Here is a 16,388-nt window from a genome sequence, read left to right as displayed (position 1 = left end):
GCATGCCGCGCGGCACGTCCGTACATTTGGCAACCATCCAGAACCAGAACGGACGGGAGACGATGGCTGAAGCGATCCTCATCGGCGCAAACCTCGACGGCGTGCTCGAACACGACGGCCTGCCGCTGCCCACGCCCGCCGAGCGGTTCCGGATGATCGCCGGCGCCGGCGTGTTCGACTATGTCGAGAAGAACCCGGTGCGCGGCGAGGATCTCGCGCCGTATTTCGCGCTCGTCGACCGGCATGCGCTGCCGATTCGCGTGATCGGCGGCATCTGGTGCGCGGGCCGTGACGAAGCGCACGTCGCCGAGATCGTCGACGCCGGCGCAAAGTTCGGCAGCACGGTGCTCAACTGCCAGCTGTACGCGCACCACGCGGACGGCCATCCGCTGTCGGACCGCGAAGTCGCCGACTTCTACCTGCGTGCATACGAACGCGGCGAGCCCGTCGGCTGCCTGCCGAGCCTCGAAGTGCACGTCGACATGTGGAGCGAAGATGTCCTGCGAATCGCGCGCGTCGCGCAATGCGTCGAGCAGGCCGGCGTGCCGTTCCGGATCACGCTCGACCATTCGCACCTGCTGTTCAAGATCGGCAATCGCGCCGAACTCGACGCGTCGAACCTGCGCGGGCCGGCCGACGGCGCGCACCGCCTGCTCGACCCGGCGTCACGGTCGGCCGTCTACGCCGACTGGATCGCACGCGGCTGGGTCCGGCACGCGCATGCGCGCAGCGTGATTCCGAACAATCCGGAGAACCGCTGGATGCGCCGCGCTGACGGCCGGCCCGGCCGCGGAATCCAGTACCCGTTCGTCGAACCGGCGCCGGGCGCCTATCACGGCGAATGGCGCGCAGCGCCGCTCGACACGTGGAAGACGGCGCTGCGGCACCTGCTGCAGTGGCAGGTGCACGCGCGGCCGACACGGCTCGAGCAGATCAGCTGCGAGTTCATCCCGTTTCCGGACTACGGCGGCGGCGCCCGCTATTCGATCTTCGAGAACAACGTCGCGTGCGCGCAATGGCTGCGCGACACCTGGCGCGCGCTCGCCGCGGACCCGCCCGACACGCCGGCCGGCAGCAGCGCGCGCAGCTTCACCTGATTCGCCCGCCCCGCTCGAGACCTGAGGACAGAACGATGACGCAACGAGCCTTTCACTTTTCGCTGAACCGGATGAGCGCGCCGCGCCTGCCGCTCGACCGCTATGTCGCGCTGTGCCGCAGGCTCGGCGTCGACGCGATCGAGATCCGCAACGATCTCGACGGCGTCGAGATCACCGACGGCACGCCGGCTTCGGCCGTGCGCGCGACGGCCGAAGCCGGCGGCGTGACGATCCTGACGATCAACGCGCTGCAGCGCTTCGAGCAATGGAATGCCGAGCGCGCGGACGAAGCGACCCTGCTCGCCGACTACGCCGCGCAATGCGGTGCGCGCGCACTGGTGCTGTGCCCGACCAACAGCCGCGGCGACACGCGCGACGCCGACGCGCGCCACGCCGATCTCGTGAAGGCGCTGAAGGCACTCAAGCCGATCCTCGACGCGCGCAGCCTCCTCGGCTTCATCGAGCCGCTCGGCTTCGAGGAATGCGCGCTGCGCCGCAAGTCGGACGCGGTGAAGGGCATCTACGCCGCGGCCGGCGAACAGGTATTCCGGCTCGTGCACGACACGTTCCATCACCACCTGTCGGGCGAAAACATCTTCTTCCCGAACCTGACGGGCCTCGTGCACATCTCGGGTGTCGAGGAAAGCGACCTGCCGGTCGACCGGATGCGCGACGGCCATCGCGTACTGATCGGCGGCGCCGACCGGCTCGGCAACGTCCGGCAGCTGCGCGAGCTGCTCGCGCGCGGCTATCACGGGGCATTCTCGTTCGAGCCGTTCGCGAACGAGATCGCCGAAGCGGATGACATCGAAGGCCGGCTACGCGCCAGCATCAATTACCTGCGCGGCGAGCTCGCGGCTCGCTGAGCGCCGCGGCGGCGCGTACAGCCTGTCGACGCGCATGCTGCTCCATGCGACTGTCGCGCACGTGCGCAACGCGAGCGGCTCGAATTTCCCGGTCGCGAGCAACAGTCCCGGCACGGACAACGACAACCTCGCGAATCCGCTGCCGGGCCGTTCGCGGACCACCGTGAACATTGGCATCAACCCTTCGTTCCGACGGACAACACAGGGCGCGGCCGATGCGTGCCGCGCGCCGTCGACACACAACGGAGTCACCAGGAGAACACCATGATCGAATTCGCGTTGTTCGGTGCGGGAAGAATCGGGAAGATCCACGCGGCGAATCTGGCGCGCCACCCGGGCGCGAAACTCAAGTACGTGATCGACCGTCATGCACCGTCGGCCGACGCGCTCGCGCACGCGCACGCGCACGGCGCGCAGGCCACCGACATCGAACGCGCGGCGGCGGCCGGCGCCGGACCGCCGCCGCCATGCCGCGATCACCGGCCGGATCCGGTACGCCGGCTCGGCCCGGTCGCGCAAGCGGACTCGCCCAAACGTCACGCGGCGCAGCTGCGAAAGCACGTATCATGGCGGGATGATCGGCGTCGCCGACACCCCGCCTCTCCACCACCATGCTCGATCACCTTATCTGCGACTGCGACGGCGTACTCGTCGACAGCGAAGTCATTGCCGACCGCGTGCTGTTCGAAACCCTGTCCGCCACCTTCCCTCATCTCGATTTCGAAGACGCCGCGAAGTCCGCGTTCGGCCAGCAGACGTCGCGCTTTCTCGCCGGGCTCGAAGCGCATTTCGGCATCCGGATGCCCGACAACTTCATCGAGACCATCGAGCACAACATCGAGACCGGTCTCGCGCAATCGCTCGCGCCGATCACCGGCGTGCGCGACGCGCTGTTGAAGGTCGGCCTGCCGGCCGCGGTGGTATCGAACAGCCGGCTCGTGCGCGTGCGCAGCTCGCTGAAGCGCGCATCGCTCACCGAAATCTTCGGTGATCGCGTGTTCAGCTCCGAGCAGGTCGCGCGGCCGAAGCCCTACCCCGACGTGTACCTGCATGCAGCGCACACGCTCGGCGTCACGCCGGCGCGCTGCATCGTCGTCGAGGACAGCGTGTCGGGCCTGAACGCCGCGCGCGCGGCGGGCATGAAGACGATCGCGTTCGTCGGCGCGAGCCACATCCCCGACAACTACGCGGACGCGCTGCGCGCGATGGGCATCACGCGGATCATGCGCAGGATGGATGAACTGCCGGCGCTCGTCGCGGCCGGCCTGCGCGGCGAATTCGGCGACGTGCAGTCCTGACCGACGGCCGCGCCGGATCGGCATGACCGGCGTGCGGCTCGCTGCGCACGCCGTATCGCGGGCGCAGCTGCGCGCCCGCCACACCGGCCGTCAGGCCGGTTCGCAGCAGCGCTCGCGCGCGGCCGCCAGCGCCTCGCGGAATTCGACGAGCTCCGCGATCGTCAGCATCGGCAGCCCGTGCTGCTGCGCGAAACGCTCGACATCGTCGCCGCGCGTCATCGTGCCGTCCGGATTCATCAGCTCGCAGAGCACACCCGCCGGCTTCAGGCCCGCGAGAATCGAGAGATCGACCGTCCCTTCGGTATGGCCACGACGCGCCAGCACGCCGCCCGGTTGCGCACGCAGCGGAAACACGTGGCCGGGGCGCACGATGTCGTACGGCTTCGCATCGTCGGCGATCGCCGCGCGGATCGTCGTCACGCGGTCGGCCGCGGACACGCCGGTATGCACGCCTTCGCGTGCCTCGATCGACACGGTGAACGCGGTGCCGTTGCGGCTCTCGTTGGTCTGCACCATCGGTGGCAGCTCGAGCGCGCGAACCTTGTCGTCGGTCAGGCACAGGCACACGATGCCGCTGCACTCGCGGATCAGCAGCGCCATCGTCTCCGGCGTGATGCGCTCGGCGGCAACGATCAGGTCGGCCTCGTTTTCCCGGTCGTGATCGTCCTGCAACACGACCGCGCGGCCCGCACGCAACGCGTCGAGCGCAGCGGCGATGCGCGGCGGCACCGGTTCGGAATCGAGCAACGGGAGATCGGCAAAGGCGTCGGCGGGGGCCGACGAAACGGACATGAAGGACATGTGAAACGCTCCTCGCAATGATGATTTGGGCGAAAAACGTTTCAGGGCATTGCAAACAGACAGAACGACAACCCGCTTCGCACGCACGGCGAAGCGGCCCTGACGGACATGACTATCTGCACATCTTCTCTCATCCGGACTATGACCGTCGGCTCTGGCATTCGACCAGATCTGCTGACCCCGCGCGGATGCGCGGGCGCTCGCGGGCTCGCCGGCTTACGCCAGCCTACCGCCGGTGGGGAATTTCGCCCCGCCCTGAAGACGCACTGATTGCCGGCCGGAATCCGTCCCGGCAGCGGCGGGCCAAGCATACCTCAGCTGCGCGCGCCGCGCAGCAAACCTCACCTAAAACCTTACTGACGACCCCGTCTAACGGCATCGTCCGAACGGCCGACACCCGGCCTGCGCGCCCGTCCCGAACGGAACCGGCGCCGGCCCGGCGAGCCAGCCCGCACGCGGTCAGCCGGCCGCGTGCGCGGCGTCGGGCACGAGCCAGCGCGGCGGCACTTCGGGGCTCACCGTCACACGAAACGCGCGTGCCTCGCTATCGCCCGGGTTGCGCAGGCTGTACGGCTGGTCGGCGTCGAACACGATCGCGTCGCCGGTCGCGAGTAACTGACGGCGATCGTGCACGCTGACTTCGAGCGTGCCCTCGCTGACCACCAGGTTGACCGTCGTGCCGGGTGCGCGGCGCGTGCCGGGCTCCGTGTGCAGCGGCGCGATCCGCAGCTCGTGGAACTCGGCCGCGGCCGGCTCGCCCTCCGGATACAGCGCACGCGCCGAGAAGCGGCCGTTCGAGCTGACGACGCGCGCCGCGCGCTCGGCCGCCAGGTGCTCGAAGCCGTTCACCGCGTGGCGGCGCAGGAACGCGGCGACCGACACCTTCAGCGCCGCGGCGATCTTGCAGAGCACCTTGATCGACGGCACGCTGCGCGCGGACTCGATCTGCGCGAGCATCGCGCGCGATACGCCGGACAGCCGCGCGAGCGCATCGAGCGACAGTTGCCGCTCGGCGCGCAAGCGCGCAAGGTTCACGCCGACGAGCTGCTCGAGGACGTCGAGCGACGCGAACGTCCGCGCGTCGGCGGCATCGCCGGACTCGAAGGAGGAAGACACGTCGCGCACCAGCGCCAGGGGTGAAGACATAGCATGGCCTCCAGGCCGCCGTGCGGCCCTGCGAATGGGGTAAGCCGGAATCGGGTTGCGCCACGGACGGCGCGTATCGAGACGCTATCACCCAGCCCTGAGCCCGCAAACGAAGTTATCTTCACACCGTTATCAGCATCGCGGAGGAATGCGTTCCTCGCGAACCGTGCCCTGTCGCCCCTGCGCCGGCGCACGGCCGCTCGATGCTTCGCTCACTGCGCAGCCGGTGCCGCGCCGCGCGCCGGCGCGCGCGCATCGAGCCGCATCGCGAGCCACGTGACGACGAGCGCCGCGAACGTCACCGCGACGGCCACCCACGGCAGCACGTCGAGCGCGAAGCCGTGTCCCAGCGCGAGGCCGCAGAGCCACGCGCCGCCCGCATTGCCGACGTTGAACGCGCCGATGTTCAGCGTCGACGCGAGATGCGGCGCGCTCGCGGCCTTCTCGACGACGCGCGCCTGCAGCGGCGGCACCGTCGCGAACGCGGCGATTCCCCACACGAATACGGTGACGGTGGCCGCGACCGGCTGGTGGCTCGTCTTCGCGAACACGGCCATCACGGCCATCAGCGCGACCAGGATCGCGATCAGCGACGGCATCAGCGCGCGGTCGGCGAGCTTGCCGCCGAGCGTGTTGCCGACCGTCAGCCCGGCACCGAACAGCACGAGGATCAACGCGACCGCACGCGGCGAATAGCCGGTGACGGTTTCGAGGATCGGCGCGATGTACGTGAACACGACGAACACGCCGCCGAAGCCGAGCACCGTCATCAACAGCGCGAGCCAGACCTGCGGCTCCTTCAGCACGCGCACTTCGTGGCCGAGGCCGACGGGCCCGCTGTCGTGGCGGTTCGGCACCAGCAGCGCGACGCCGCCGAGCGACAGCACGCCGAGCGCGGCGACGATCCAGAACGACGCGCGCCAGCCGAGCAGCTGGCCGACGAACGTGCCGAACGGCACGCCGAGCACGTTCGACAGCGTGAGGCCCGTGAACATCAGTGCGATCGCGCTCGCGCGCTTGTCGGCTGGCACGAGCGACGCGGCGACCACCGCGCCGATGCCGAAGAACGAGCCGTGCGCGAACGACGTGACGACGCGCGCGACCATCAGCATCGCGTAGCCGGACGCGCTCGCGCACAGCACGTTGCCGACGATGAAGATCGCCATCAGCAACAGCAGCGCGGCCTTGCGCGGCATGCGGCTCGTCAGCACGGCGAGCAGCGGCGCGCCGGCCGCGACGCCGAGCGCATAGCCCGTGACCAGCAGGCCGGCCGACGGCAGCGACACGGCGAGGTCGTGCGCGACTTCGGGCAAGAGCCCCATGATGATGAATTCGGTGGTGCCGATGGCGAAGGCGCTGATTGCAAGCGCCAGTAGTGGAATGGGCATGACGTTCTCCGGAAGGCGGCGGGAGCGGCGCCGTCTCGGTGCCGCACCGCACAAGAAGCGGGATGTGCGCGCATTGTCCCGAATACGCCTATCTTTGATAATTGGCGTGGCATTTGAACCATTTTCAAAAGATTCTGGAAAATCCGATGGATCGACTGGGCGACATCCGGCTGTTCGTCGAGGCGGCCGAACTGGGCAGCCTGACCGCGGCCGGGCGCAAGCTGAACCTCACGCCGGCCGCCGCAAGCGCGCGCCTCGCGAAGCTCGAGGCCGCGGTCGCCACCCGGCTGTTCGACCGTTCGACCCGGCAGTTGCGGCTCACCGACGAGGGCCGCCTGTACCTGAGCGGCTGCCGCCAGGCGTTGCAGGCGCTCGACGATGCAAACGCGCTGCTGCAGGCAGGCCGCAACGTCGTCGGCGGCCGGGTGCGGCTGTCGGCGACGTCCGATTTCGGCCGCCGCCGGCTGCTCGACTGGCTCGACGAATTCACCGCGCGCTACCCGGACGTGACGTTTTCGCTGACGGCATCCGACTCGACGGTGAACCTGTGGCAGGACGAGATCGACCTCGCGATCCGTTTCGCCGCGCCGCCCGACGGCGCGCTCGTCGCCCGCCGCCTCGCCGCGGACCGGCGCGTGCCGTGCGCGGCACCGGCGTTCGTCGCACGCCACGGCGTGCCGCGCGATCCGCATGACCTGGCCCGCTTTCCGTGCAACGTGATCACGGTGACGTCGGGGCCGATGAACACATGGCACTTCACGCGCGGCGACGACACGCAGACCTGCACGGTGCCGCTCGCCACCGCATTCGAGACCAACGACGGCGGCCTCGCCCGCGAGTGGGCGCTGCGCGGCAACGGCATCGTGCTGAACTCGATCTGGGATGTCGCCGACGACATCCGCGCCGGGCGGCTCAAGGTCCTGCTGCCCGACTGGCGGCACCAGGGTGCGCCGCTGCACGCGATTTATCCCGGCAAGCGCTACATGGCGCCGCGCGTGCGCGTGCTGCTCGACTTCCTCGCCGAACGCTTCGCGCGCGAGGAAGCGGCGCTCGACGATCTGCTGAACGCGTGCCGCTGACGGCCGCCGCGCCGTCATATCGGGGTCGGAGCGCACCGGGCGGACGTCGTGCGACTGCAACCTGCCGCCCGCCCGGGACGGCGCGTAAAGCTATAATGGAAGGCTTTCCCGACGGCTTTTCACGAGTTCACGCGTTCACGACAGGCGCGCCCCGGTCCGCCACGCGGCACCGGCACGAACCGCTGCACCGGCAGCAGCCGTCCCGATTCACTCTTGACGACGCCCCCAGGTCAACCACTGCGAACGGCGAATCCCCATGACGAAAAAAGTTTACGTAAAGACCTTCGGCTGCCAGATGAACGAGTACGACTCGGACAAGATGGTGGACGTGCTCAACGCGGCCGAAGGCCTCGAAAAGACCGATACCCCGGAAGACGCGGACATCATCCTGTTCAACACGTGCTCGGTGCGTGAGAAGGCGCAGGAAAAGGTGTTCTCCGACCTCGGCCGCGTGCGCGAGCTGAAGGAAGCGAAGCCGGGCCTCCTGATCGGCGTCGGCGGCTGCGTCGCCAGCCAGGAAGGCGCGTCGATCGTGTCGCGCGCACCGTACGTCGACCTCGTGTTCGGCCCGCAGACGCTGCACCGCCTGCCGCAGATGATCGACGCGCGCCGCGAGAGCGGCCGTGCGCAGGTCGACATCACGTTCCCCGAGATCGAGAAGTTCGACCACCTGCCGCCCGCGCGCGTCGAGGGGCCGAGCGCGTTCGTGTCGATCATGGAAGGCTGCTCGAAGTACTGCAGCTACTGCGTCGTGCCGTACACGCGCGGCGACGAAGTGTCGCGCCCGCTCGACGACGTGCTGACCGAAGTGGCCGGCCTCGCCGACCAGGGCGTGCGCGAAGTCACGCTGCTCGGCCAGAACGTGAACGCGTATCGTGGCGCGCTGACCGCCGGCTCGACGGAAATCGCCGATTTCGCGACGCTGATCGAATACGTCGCCGATATCCCCGGCATCGAGCGGATCCGCTACACGACGTCGCACCCGAAGGAATTCACGCAGCGCCTGATCGACGCCTACGCAAAGGTGCCGAAGCTCGTGAGCCACCTGCACCTGCCCGTCCAGCACGGCTCCGACCGCATCCTGATGGCGATGAAGCGCGGCTACACGGTGCTCGAATACAAGTCGGTGATCCGCAAGCTGCGCGCGATCCGCCCGGACCTGTCGCTGTCGACCGACATGATCGTCGGCTTCCCCGGCGAGACCGAGGAAGATTTCGACAAGATGATGGCGCTCGTGCACGAGATGAGCTACGACACCAGCTTCTCGTTCATCTACAGCCCGCGTCCCGGCACGCCGGCCGCGAACCTGCACGACGACACGCCGCGCGAAGTGAAGCTCAAACGCCTGCAACATCTGCAGGCGACCATCGAGGAAAACGTCGCACGCATCAGCCGGTCGATGGTCGGGAAGGTCGAACGGATCCTCGTCGAGGGCCCGTCGCGCAAGGATCCGAACGAACTGTCGGGCCGCACCGAGAACAACCGGGTCGTGAATTTCCCGGCGCCGCTCGCGTCGCACCCGCGCCTGATCGGCCAGATGATCGACGTGAAGATCAACCATGCGTACCCGCATTCGCTGCGCGGCGAGCTCCTGCTCGTGAGCGACGACGCGAGCGCGGCCACCCACTGACCGACTGACGTTCCACAGGAGCCCGACGCTACTTTGAAGACCGTCCAAGCACTGGAATTCACCGCGCCGCGCGACGACAACGCGCGCCTCGCCAACCTCTGCGGCCCGCTCGACGAGAACCTGCGGCAGATCGAGCAGGCACTCGACGTCACGCTCGCGCGGCGCGGCCACCGGATCACGATCCGCGGGCGCGGCGCGAAGCTCGCGCTCGCGGCGCTCGAGAACTTCTACAACCGCGCGCGCGATCCGCTGTCGGTCGACGATATCCAGCTCGCGCTGGTCGAAGTGCGCCACACCAACGGCAACGGCCGCCAGGACACGCTCGACGTACGCTTTCGCGGCGACCCGGACCATCCGTTCGACGAACCCGCGGTGCAGCTCGACGACGCAGCGCCCGACGAGGAGCCGGCGCCGAAGCTCTACACGCGGCGCGCCGACCTGCGCGGCCGCACGCCCGCGCAGCGCGAATACCTGAAGCAGATCCTGCAGCACGATGTGACGTTCGGCATCGGGCCGGCCGGCACCGGCAAGACCTACCTCGCGGTCGCGTGCGCGGTCGACGCGCTCGAACGCGACCAGGTCAAGCGGATCGTGCTGACGCGCCCGGCCGTCGAGGCCGGCGAGCGGCTCGGCTTCCTGCCGGGCGATCTCGCGCAGAAGGTCGACCCGTACCTGCGGCCGCTGTACGACGCGCTGTACGACCTGCTCGGCTTCGACAAGACCGCGAAGATGTTCGAGCGCCAGATGATCGAGATCGCGCCGCTCGCGTACATGCGCGGCCGCACGCTGAACCACGCGTTCATCATCCTCGACGAGGCGCAGAACACGACGCCCGAGCAGATGAAGATGTTCCTCACGCGGATCGGCTTCGGCTCGAAGGCCGTCGTCACCGGCGACACGAGCCAGGTCGACCTGCCGCGCGCGCAGAAGAGCGGCCTGATCGAGGCGCAGCAGGTGCTCGGCGGCGTGCGCGGCATCGCGCTCACGCGCTTCACGAGCGCGGACGTCGTGCGTCATCCGCTCGTCGCGCGCATCGTCGAGGCGTACGACGACTTCCACGCGCAGCACAAGGACGCGTGAAGCACGGGCGGCGCCCGCGCGCCGCACCGGCCATCGGCCCGGCCCGCCCGACGGCGCGCCGGGCATTTTTTTGGTCCGCACGCGGCCGGTTCGAATTCGGGAGCGATCGGCCGTTTGGTGTATCCTCAACGCGTTCCAATCGCCGCACCCGTCATGAAATCTTCCCGTTCTCGCAAGTCCGGGCGCGACCAGTCCGCCGCGCCCGATTCCCCCCGTCTTTCGCTGTTCGATGCGAAGGGCAAGGCCCGGACCGTCGACGCGCAAGGGCTTCGAATCGACTTCCCCGATGGCCGCAGCCTGATGTTCGACCTGTCGGGCAGCTCGGGCGAGGCGGCCGTCGCGATCGTCGCGCAGCACAACGATCCGGCCATGCGCGCGAAACTCGCGCTGCAGCCCGAGCATTACGACAGCGTGACGCTGCACGTGGGTGCCGAACCCGCACCGCGCGACGAGGAAATCGCGGAAATGGCGGATGAGCTGCGCGAGCTGGAGCTCGACCTGTCCGTGCAGTATGGCGACGAAATCACCGGCGACGTCCGCAAGGCGCTCCCGAAGCGCAAGCTGATCGCCGAATGGATCGAGCCTGCGCTGTTCGCGAGCGCGCAGCTCACCGTGCGCTTCGTCGGCGAGGATGAAGGCCGCACGCTGAACGCCGGCTATCGCCACAAGGACTACCCGACCAACGTGCTGACTTTCGCGTACGACCCGGCGCCCGACGGCACCGTGATCGGCGATCTCGTGCTGTGCTGTCCGGTCGTCGAGAAGGAAGCGCACGAACAAGGCAAGCCGCTCGCGGCTCACTATGCGCACCTGCTGGTGCACGGCGCGCTGCACGCGCAGGGCTACGATCACGAGACGAGCGACGAAGACGCCGCCGAAATGGAAGCGCTCGAAGTCGACATCCTCGCAAAGCTCGGCTTCCCGAACCCCTACCGGTAAGAGGCGTCCGTACCATGCGCCACGCCGCGACGCTGCCGCCCGCGTATCCGCCGTCGATCGGCGAAGGACGGCTGCTGACGGACGACGAGCTCGCGGCGTCGCTCGCGCACACGATGCGCGACTGGGACGGCCAGCAGGATCTCTGGCTGTTCGGCTATGGCTCGCTGATCTGGAACCCCGGGCTGCCGACCGCCGCCGCCGTGCGCGGCAAGGTACACGGCTACCATCGCGGGCTTTACCTGTGGTCGCGCGTGAACCGCGGCACACCCGAACGTCCGGGCCTCGTGCTCGCGCTCGATCGCGGCGGCTCATGCTCGGGCATCGCATTCCGGCTCGCGGGCCCGACCGCGCAGCCGCATCTCGAGACGCTGTGGAAACGCGAGATGCCGATGGGCTCGTACCGGCCCGCGTGGCTGCCGTGCTCGCTCGAGACCGGCGAACGCGTGAGCGCGCTGGCATTCGTGATGCGCCGCGACGTGCCGACCTACACCGGCAAGCTGACCGACCCCGTCGTGCGGGAAGTGTTCAGCTGCGCGGCCGGCCGCTACGGCACGACGCTCGACTACGTGAGCCGCACCGTGGACGCGCTGCGCGCGAGCGGCATCCCCGATCGCGCGCTCGAAGGGCTGCTCGCGCGGTGCCGGTGACGCCCGACAGGCCGGCGCCCGCCCGGCCCGCCCAGCCCGCGACGAAATGCCGCCTCCGCCGACCGGCCTGCCGGTCGCCATTGCGCTCCGCTTTTTTGCCACTGCTGCCCCGGCGCTCCTTTCTGAGATAGGATGGATACGAAGGACGGCGCGGCCGTTCCCGAGCGGGCTCGCGCGCGCCGCCTGCCCCGGCCGGACGGCCGGTGTGACACAGCCGCGCCATGCCCTTGGTGTATCCTTGCCTTCTCCGTGACCGCGCGCTCCGGCATGACCCGGGCGCACCACCATGAACGATTCGTATCCCAGTCGTAAGTCAACCGACAAACCGCAAGAAAAGCGCTCGCTGCTCGAGCGCCTGACCGACTTCATCTCGCCCGAGCCGGAATCCCGGGCCGAGCTGCTGGAAATCCTCCAGGACGCCCACGAACGCAACCTGATCGACGCCGATTCTCTATCGATGATCGAAGGCGTATTCCAGGTGTCCGACCTGTGCGCCCGCGACATCATGGTGCCGCGCGCGCAGATGGACGCGATCAACATCGCCGACAAGCCTGAAGACTTCATCCCGTTCGTCCTCGAGAAGGCGCACTCGCGCTACCCGGTGTACGAGGAGAATCGCGACAACGTGATCGGCGTGCTGCTCGCGAAAGACCTGCTGCGCTTCTATGCCGAAGAGGAATTCGACGTGCGCGGGATGCTGCGCCCCGCCGTGTTCATTCCCGAATCGAAGCGCCTGAACGTGCTGCTGCACGACTTCCGCGTGAACCGCAATCACCTCGCGATCGTCGTCGACGAATACGGCGGCGTCGCGGGCCTGATCACGATCGAGGACGTGCTCGAACAGATCGTCGGCGACATCGAGGACGAATACGACTTCGACGAGGAAGCCGGCAACATCATCGCGGGGCCGGACGGCCGCTACCGCGTGCGCGCGCTCACCGAGATCGAACAGTTCAACGAGACGTTCGGCACCGACTTCCCCGACGACGAGGTCGACACGATCGGCGGGCTGATCACCCATCATTTCGGCCGCGTGCCGCACCGCGGCGAGAAGCTGCAGCTCGGCAACCTGGTGTTCGAGATCCAGCGCGGCGACGCGCGCCAGGTCCACGTGCTGCTGGTGCGCCGCAACCCGCTCGCGAGCCGCCGCGCCGAAACCTCGCACGAGGACTGACCGTCTCGCGCCGGCCGCGTCTCCTTCAACCGCTCGCCCTCTTTCGCTTCACATGGACGATCCGATCCCGTCCCGCCCGGCTGGCGGTCTTCTCGCGCCGGCGCCCGGCCGCGCGCTGCCGCGCTGGCACTATCCCGCCGCACTGCTCGCCGGCGCGGCCAATACGCTCAGCTTCGCACCGACGCCGCACGGCGGCTGGCTGCAGCTCGTCGTATTCGTCTGGTTTTTCGCCCAGCTGACCCGCACGTCGAGCTGGCGCGGCGCCGCGCTCACCGGCGGCGCGTTCGGTTTCGGCAACTTCATCAGCGGCATCTGGTGGCTCTACATCAGCATGCACGTGTACGGCGAGATGGCCGCGCCGCTCGCGGGCGGCGCGCTGGCGCTGTTCTCGCTGTACCTGTCGCTGTACCCGGCGTTCTCGGCCGGACTGTGGTCGTTCTGTGCGGGCCATGCGTGGCATCGGCGCGAACCCGACCCGCGGCCGTTCTCGCCGACCTGGCACGGCGCGTTCGCGTTCGCAAGCGCATGGGCGCTCGGCGAATGGCTGCGCGGCACCGTGTTTACCGGCTTTCCGTGGCTCGCGAGCGGCTATCCGCAGGTGGACGGCCCGTTCGCGGGCTTCGCGCCGGTGGTCGGCGTATACGGGATCGGCTGGGTGCTCGCGCTGTTCGCCGCGCTGGTCGTGCAGGCGCTCGTCGCCGCGCGCCGGTCGCCCGCACCAGAACACGCCGGCGGCAACGCGCGCGTGCGTATCGCCGCGCCGGCCGCCATCGCCGTCGCGCTGGTCGCGGCCGGCGTCGGGCTGTCGCAGGCCACGTGGACCGTCCCCGCGAACGCGCCGCTCACCGTGCGGCTGCTGCAGGGCAACGTGAAGCAGGACATCAAGTTCGAGCAGGAAGGCATCGACGCGGCGATCAAGATGTACCAGCAGATGATCGTCGAGAAGCCGGCCGACCTGATCGTCACGCCGGAGACCGCGATCGCGGTGATGATCCAGGAGCTGCCCGAGCCGTTCGCCGTCGCGATCCGCAAGTTCAGCGACACGACGGGCTCGGCCGTGCTGTTCGGCGCGGTCGGCGCGTCGGTGACGCCGGAAGGCCGTTACGTCGACTACACGAACAGCCTGTATGGCGTGACACCGCACTCGCGTGACATCTATCACTACGACAAGCACCATCTCGTGCCCTTCGGCGAATTCATCCCGTGGGGCTTCCGGTGGTTCGTCGACCTGATGAAGATGCCGCTCGGCGACTTCGCGCGCGGCGCGCCGGTGCAGAAGCCGTTCCTCGTGCACAACCAGCCGGTGATGGCCGACATCTGCTACGAGGACTTGTTCGGCGAGGAAATCGCCGCGACGATCCGCGACAACCCGCAGCCGCCCGGCGTGCTCGTCAACGTGACGAACCTCGCGTGGTTCGGCGACACGATCGCGCTCGACCAGCACCTGCAGATCGCGCGGATGCGCGCGCTCGAAACGGGCCGGCCGATGCTGCGCTCGACCAATACCGGGATGACGGCCGCGATCGACGCGCACGGCCGCGTGCTCGGCCAGTTGAAGCCGTTCACGATCGGCTCGCTCGACGTGCTGATCGAAGGCACGAGCGGCTTCACGCCGTACGTGACGAGCGGCAACAACATCGTGCTCGCGGCGTCGCTCGTGCTCCTCGCGTTCGGCTTCACGTTCGGGCCGGGCCTGCGCCGCCGCAACAGCGCGAAGGCCGGCGACGACCGGAACGCGTGACGCATCGGCCGGCCGCTCAGGCCGGCCGCTTCGCCTGCGCGGCCGGTCCACGCGGATCGCGCCCGAGCGCTTCCATCACCGGCGCCCATGCTCCGAACGCAGGCTGCGGGTACAGAATCGGTGGAATGAGGAGGTCGTTCGAATCGTCCATGCGGTCCGGCGTGGGCAATCGATCACGCGGCAAGCGGCGCGCGGCACCGCAATACGCGCATCTTGACGCCCGCGCACAGCGGCGCGGCAGCCACGCGGCAAGCGCATCGCGACGTCGTGCGAGCGACCGCCCCGCACGCATCGACACCCCGCGCACGGGGCGCCGGAACACCGCCAACGGCCTCTTCGTCCGCGTTCCGGCCGCATCCGGTCGCCGATCCGGTAAAATTGCACGTTTCAGCACACTAACAAGCCGCGCCGCCGCGCGAGCCGACCCTCCGGGCCCCGCCCGGAGCGCCGCCCGCAACGGAGCGCCAGCGCCACGAAGGCTCTTCATGCTTACGTTTCAGCAAATCATCCTGACGCTGCAGTCCTACTGGGACAAGCAGGGTTGCGCTCTGCTCCAGCCCATCGACATGGAAGTCGGCGCGGGCACGTCGCACGTCCACACGTTCCTGCGCGCGGTCGGCCCCGAGCCGTGGCGCGCCGCCTACGTGCAGCCGTCGCGCCGCCCGAAGGACGGCCGCTACGGCGAGAACCCGAACCGCCTGCAGCATTACTACCAGTACCAGGTCGTGCTCAAGCCGGCGCCGGAAAACATCCTCGACCTGTACCTCGGCTCGCTGGAAGCGCTCGGCTTCGACCTGCAGCAGAACGACGTGCGCTTCGTCGAGGACGACTGGGAGAACCCGACGCTCGGCGCGTGGGGCCTCGGCTGGGAAGTGTGGCTGAACGGGATGGAAGTCACGCAGTTCACGTATTTCCAGCAGGTCGGCGGCCTCGACTGCAAGCCCGTGCTCGGCGAGATCACCTACGGCCTCGAGCGCCTCGCGATGTACCTGCAGAAGGTCGAGAACGTGTACGACCTCGTATGGACCGAGTGGGAAGAGCAAGGCCCGAACGGCCCCGAGCTGCGCCGCCTGTCGTACGGCGACGTCTACCACCAGAACGAGGTCGAGCAGTCGACCTACAACTTCGAGCACGCGAACGTCGACCTGCTGTTCACGTTCTTCAACAGCTACGAAGCGGAAGCGAAGAAGATGATCGACGCGCAGCTCGCGCTGCCCGCGTACGAACTCGTGCTGAAGGCCGGCCACACGTTCAACCTGCTCGACGCGCGCGGCGCGATCTCGGTGACCGAGCGTGCGGCATACATCGGCCGCATCCGCGCGCTGTCGCGTCTCGTCGCGCAGGCTTACTACGACTCGCGCGAGAAGCTCGGCTTCCCGATGCTCGGCAATCCGCCGGGCGTGCCGGGCCTCACCACCGACGCCCAGGACGCCGCCCAGCCGGCATGGGCGCCGCCGCTCAAGGTCGAACGCAAGATCGATCAGGACTGACGAGACGAGATT

General features: G+C 68.7%; 15 protein-coding genes, 1 pseudogene and 1 riboswitch. Of the genes and pseudogenes, 12 read left to right on the top strand and 4 right to left on the bottom strand.

The annotated features are described in order from the left end of the window. The first annotated feature begins 62 nt into the window (after nt 1-62). From DIE15_RS14540 to DIE15_RS14525, 4 genes and pseudogenes are all read left to right on the top strand, one after another. Nucleotides 63-1,097 (top strand): xylose isomerase, encoded by a 1,035-nt coding sequence (locus DIE15_RS14540; protein ID WP_124833641.1) that lies wholly within the window; start codon nt 63-65, stop codon nt 1,095-1,097. 35 nt (nt 1,098-1,132) lie between these two features. Beyond that, nucleotides 1,133-1,963 (top strand): TIM barrel protein, encoded by an 831-nt coding sequence (locus DIE15_RS14535; RefSeq protein ID WP_124833640.1) that lies wholly within the window; start codon nt 1,133-1,135, stop codon nt 1,961-1,963. A 264-nt stretch (nt 1,964-2,227) separates the two neighbouring features. Continuing rightward, nucleotides 2,228-2,401, top strand: a pseudogene (locus tag DIE15_RS37680) (Gfo/Idh/MocA family oxidoreductase); the annotation flags it as partial. A 173-nt stretch (nt 2,402-2,574) separates the two neighbouring features. Further along, nucleotides 2,575-3,261, top strand: a complete 687-nt coding sequence (locus DIE15_RS14525) for an HAD family phosphatase (RefSeq protein ID WP_124833639.1) — start codon at nt 2,575-2,577, stop codon at nt 3,259-3,261. 90 nt (nt 3,262-3,351) lie between these two features. Here the strand turns inward: DIE15_RS14525 and ribB are convergent, their stop codons facing one another. The 3 genes from ribB to DIE15_RS14510 form a co-directional block, all read right to left on the bottom strand. Next, nucleotides 3,352-4,062 carry a 3,4-dihydroxy-2-butanone-4-phosphate synthase gene (gene ribB, locus DIE15_RS14520; protein WP_124621335.1) on the bottom strand — a complete coding sequence of 237 codons (711 nt, stop codon included), beginning with the start codon at nt 4,060-4,062 and terminating at the stop codon, nt 3,352-3,354. Nucleotides 4,063-4,180: 118 nt separating this feature from the next. Then, nucleotides 4,181-4,329: riboswitch (FMN riboswitch) on the bottom strand. Between the two features lie 192 nt (nt 4,330-4,521). After that, the gene (locus DIE15_RS14515; protein ID WP_057926617.1) at nt 4,522-5,208 is read right to left on the bottom strand and encodes a helix-turn-helix domain-containing protein; all 687 of its coding nucleotides are present in this window, start codon (nt 5,206-5,208) and stop codon (nt 4,522-4,524) included. 212 nt (nt 5,209-5,420) lie between these two features. Then, nucleotides 5,421-6,596: an MFS transporter gene (locus DIE15_RS14510; protein WP_124833638.1), complete on the bottom strand. Its 1,176-nt coding sequence runs from the start codon at nt 6,594-6,596 to the stop codon at nt 5,421-5,423. 146 nt (nt 6,597-6,742) lie between these two features. Here DIE15_RS14510 and DIE15_RS14505 point away from each other — a divergent pair, with 146 nt between their 5' ends. The 7 genes from DIE15_RS14505 to lnt all read left to right on the top strand — a co-directional run bounded on the left by DIE15_RS14505 (nt 6,743) and on the right by lnt (nt 14,886). After that, nucleotides 6,743-7,675: a LysR family transcriptional regulator gene (locus DIE15_RS14505; protein ID WP_057926615.1), complete on the top strand. Its 933-nt coding sequence runs from the start codon at nt 6,743-6,745 to the stop codon at nt 7,673-7,675. A gap of 256 nt (nt 7,676-7,931) precedes the next feature. Further along, a complete protein-coding gene (miaB, locus tag DIE15_RS14500; protein WP_057926614.1) occupies nt 7,932-9,305 on the top strand; it encodes a tRNA (N6-isopentenyl adenosine(37)-C2)-methylthiotransferase MiaB in 1,374 nt (457 codons plus the stop codon). A gap of 33 nt (nt 9,306-9,338) precedes the next feature. Beyond that, nucleotides 9,339-10,385 carry a PhoH family protein gene (locus tag DIE15_RS14495; protein ID WP_057926613.1) on the top strand — a complete coding sequence of 349 codons (1,047 nt, stop codon included), beginning with the start codon at nt 9,339-9,341 and terminating at the stop codon, nt 10,383-10,385. A gap of 153 nt (nt 10,386-10,538) precedes the next feature. Further along, nucleotides 10,539-11,324: an rRNA maturation RNase YbeY gene (ybeY, locus tag DIE15_RS14490; protein ID WP_057926612.1), complete on the top strand. Its 786-nt coding sequence runs from the start codon at nt 10,539-10,541 to the stop codon at nt 11,322-11,324. 14 nt (nt 11,325-11,338) lie between these two features. Further along, nucleotides 11,339-11,971 (top strand): gamma-glutamylcyclotransferase, encoded by a 633-nt coding sequence (locus DIE15_RS14485; protein WP_057926611.1) that lies wholly within the window; start codon nt 11,339-11,341, stop codon nt 11,969-11,971. Nucleotides 11,972-12,257: 286 nt separating this feature from the next. Then, entirely contained in the window at nt 12,258-13,145 is an 888-nt protein-coding gene (locus DIE15_RS14480) for an HlyC/CorC family transporter (RefSeq protein WP_057926610.1), read from the top strand. 52 nt (nt 13,146-13,197) lie between these two features. After that, nucleotides 13,198-14,886 (top strand): apolipoprotein N-acyltransferase, encoded by a 1,689-nt coding sequence (lnt, locus tag DIE15_RS14475; protein WP_124833637.1) that lies wholly within the window; start codon nt 13,198-13,200, stop codon nt 14,884-14,886. A gap of 16 nt (nt 14,887-14,902) precedes the next feature. Here lnt and DIE15_RS37675 read toward each other — a convergent pair whose 3' ends face one another. Continuing rightward, nucleotides 14,903-15,037 carry a hypothetical protein gene (locus tag DIE15_RS37675; RefSeq protein WP_260428261.1) on the bottom strand — a complete coding sequence of 45 codons (135 nt, stop codon included), beginning with the start codon at nt 15,035-15,037 and terminating at the stop codon, nt 14,903-14,905. A 334-nt stretch (nt 15,038-15,371) separates the two neighbouring features. On the opposite strand from DIE15_RS37675, the gene glyQ reads away from it, so the two are divergent. Further along, nucleotides 15,372-16,376, top strand: coding sequence for a glycine--tRNA ligase subunit alpha (gene glyQ, locus DIE15_RS14470; RefSeq protein ID WP_011885965.1), 1,005 nt, complete (start codon nt 15,372-15,374; stop codon nt 16,374-16,376). The last annotated feature ends 12 nt before the right edge of the window (nt 16,377-16,388 follow it).

Source organism: Burkholderia sp. Bp9031, from assembly GCF_003857965.1.
In the GTDB taxonomy this organism is placed as follows: Bacteria; Pseudomonadota; Gammaproteobacteria; order Burkholderiales; family Burkholderiaceae; genus Burkholderia; species Burkholderia ambifaria_A.
This window is presented reverse-complemented; position numbering and strand designations above follow the sequence as displayed.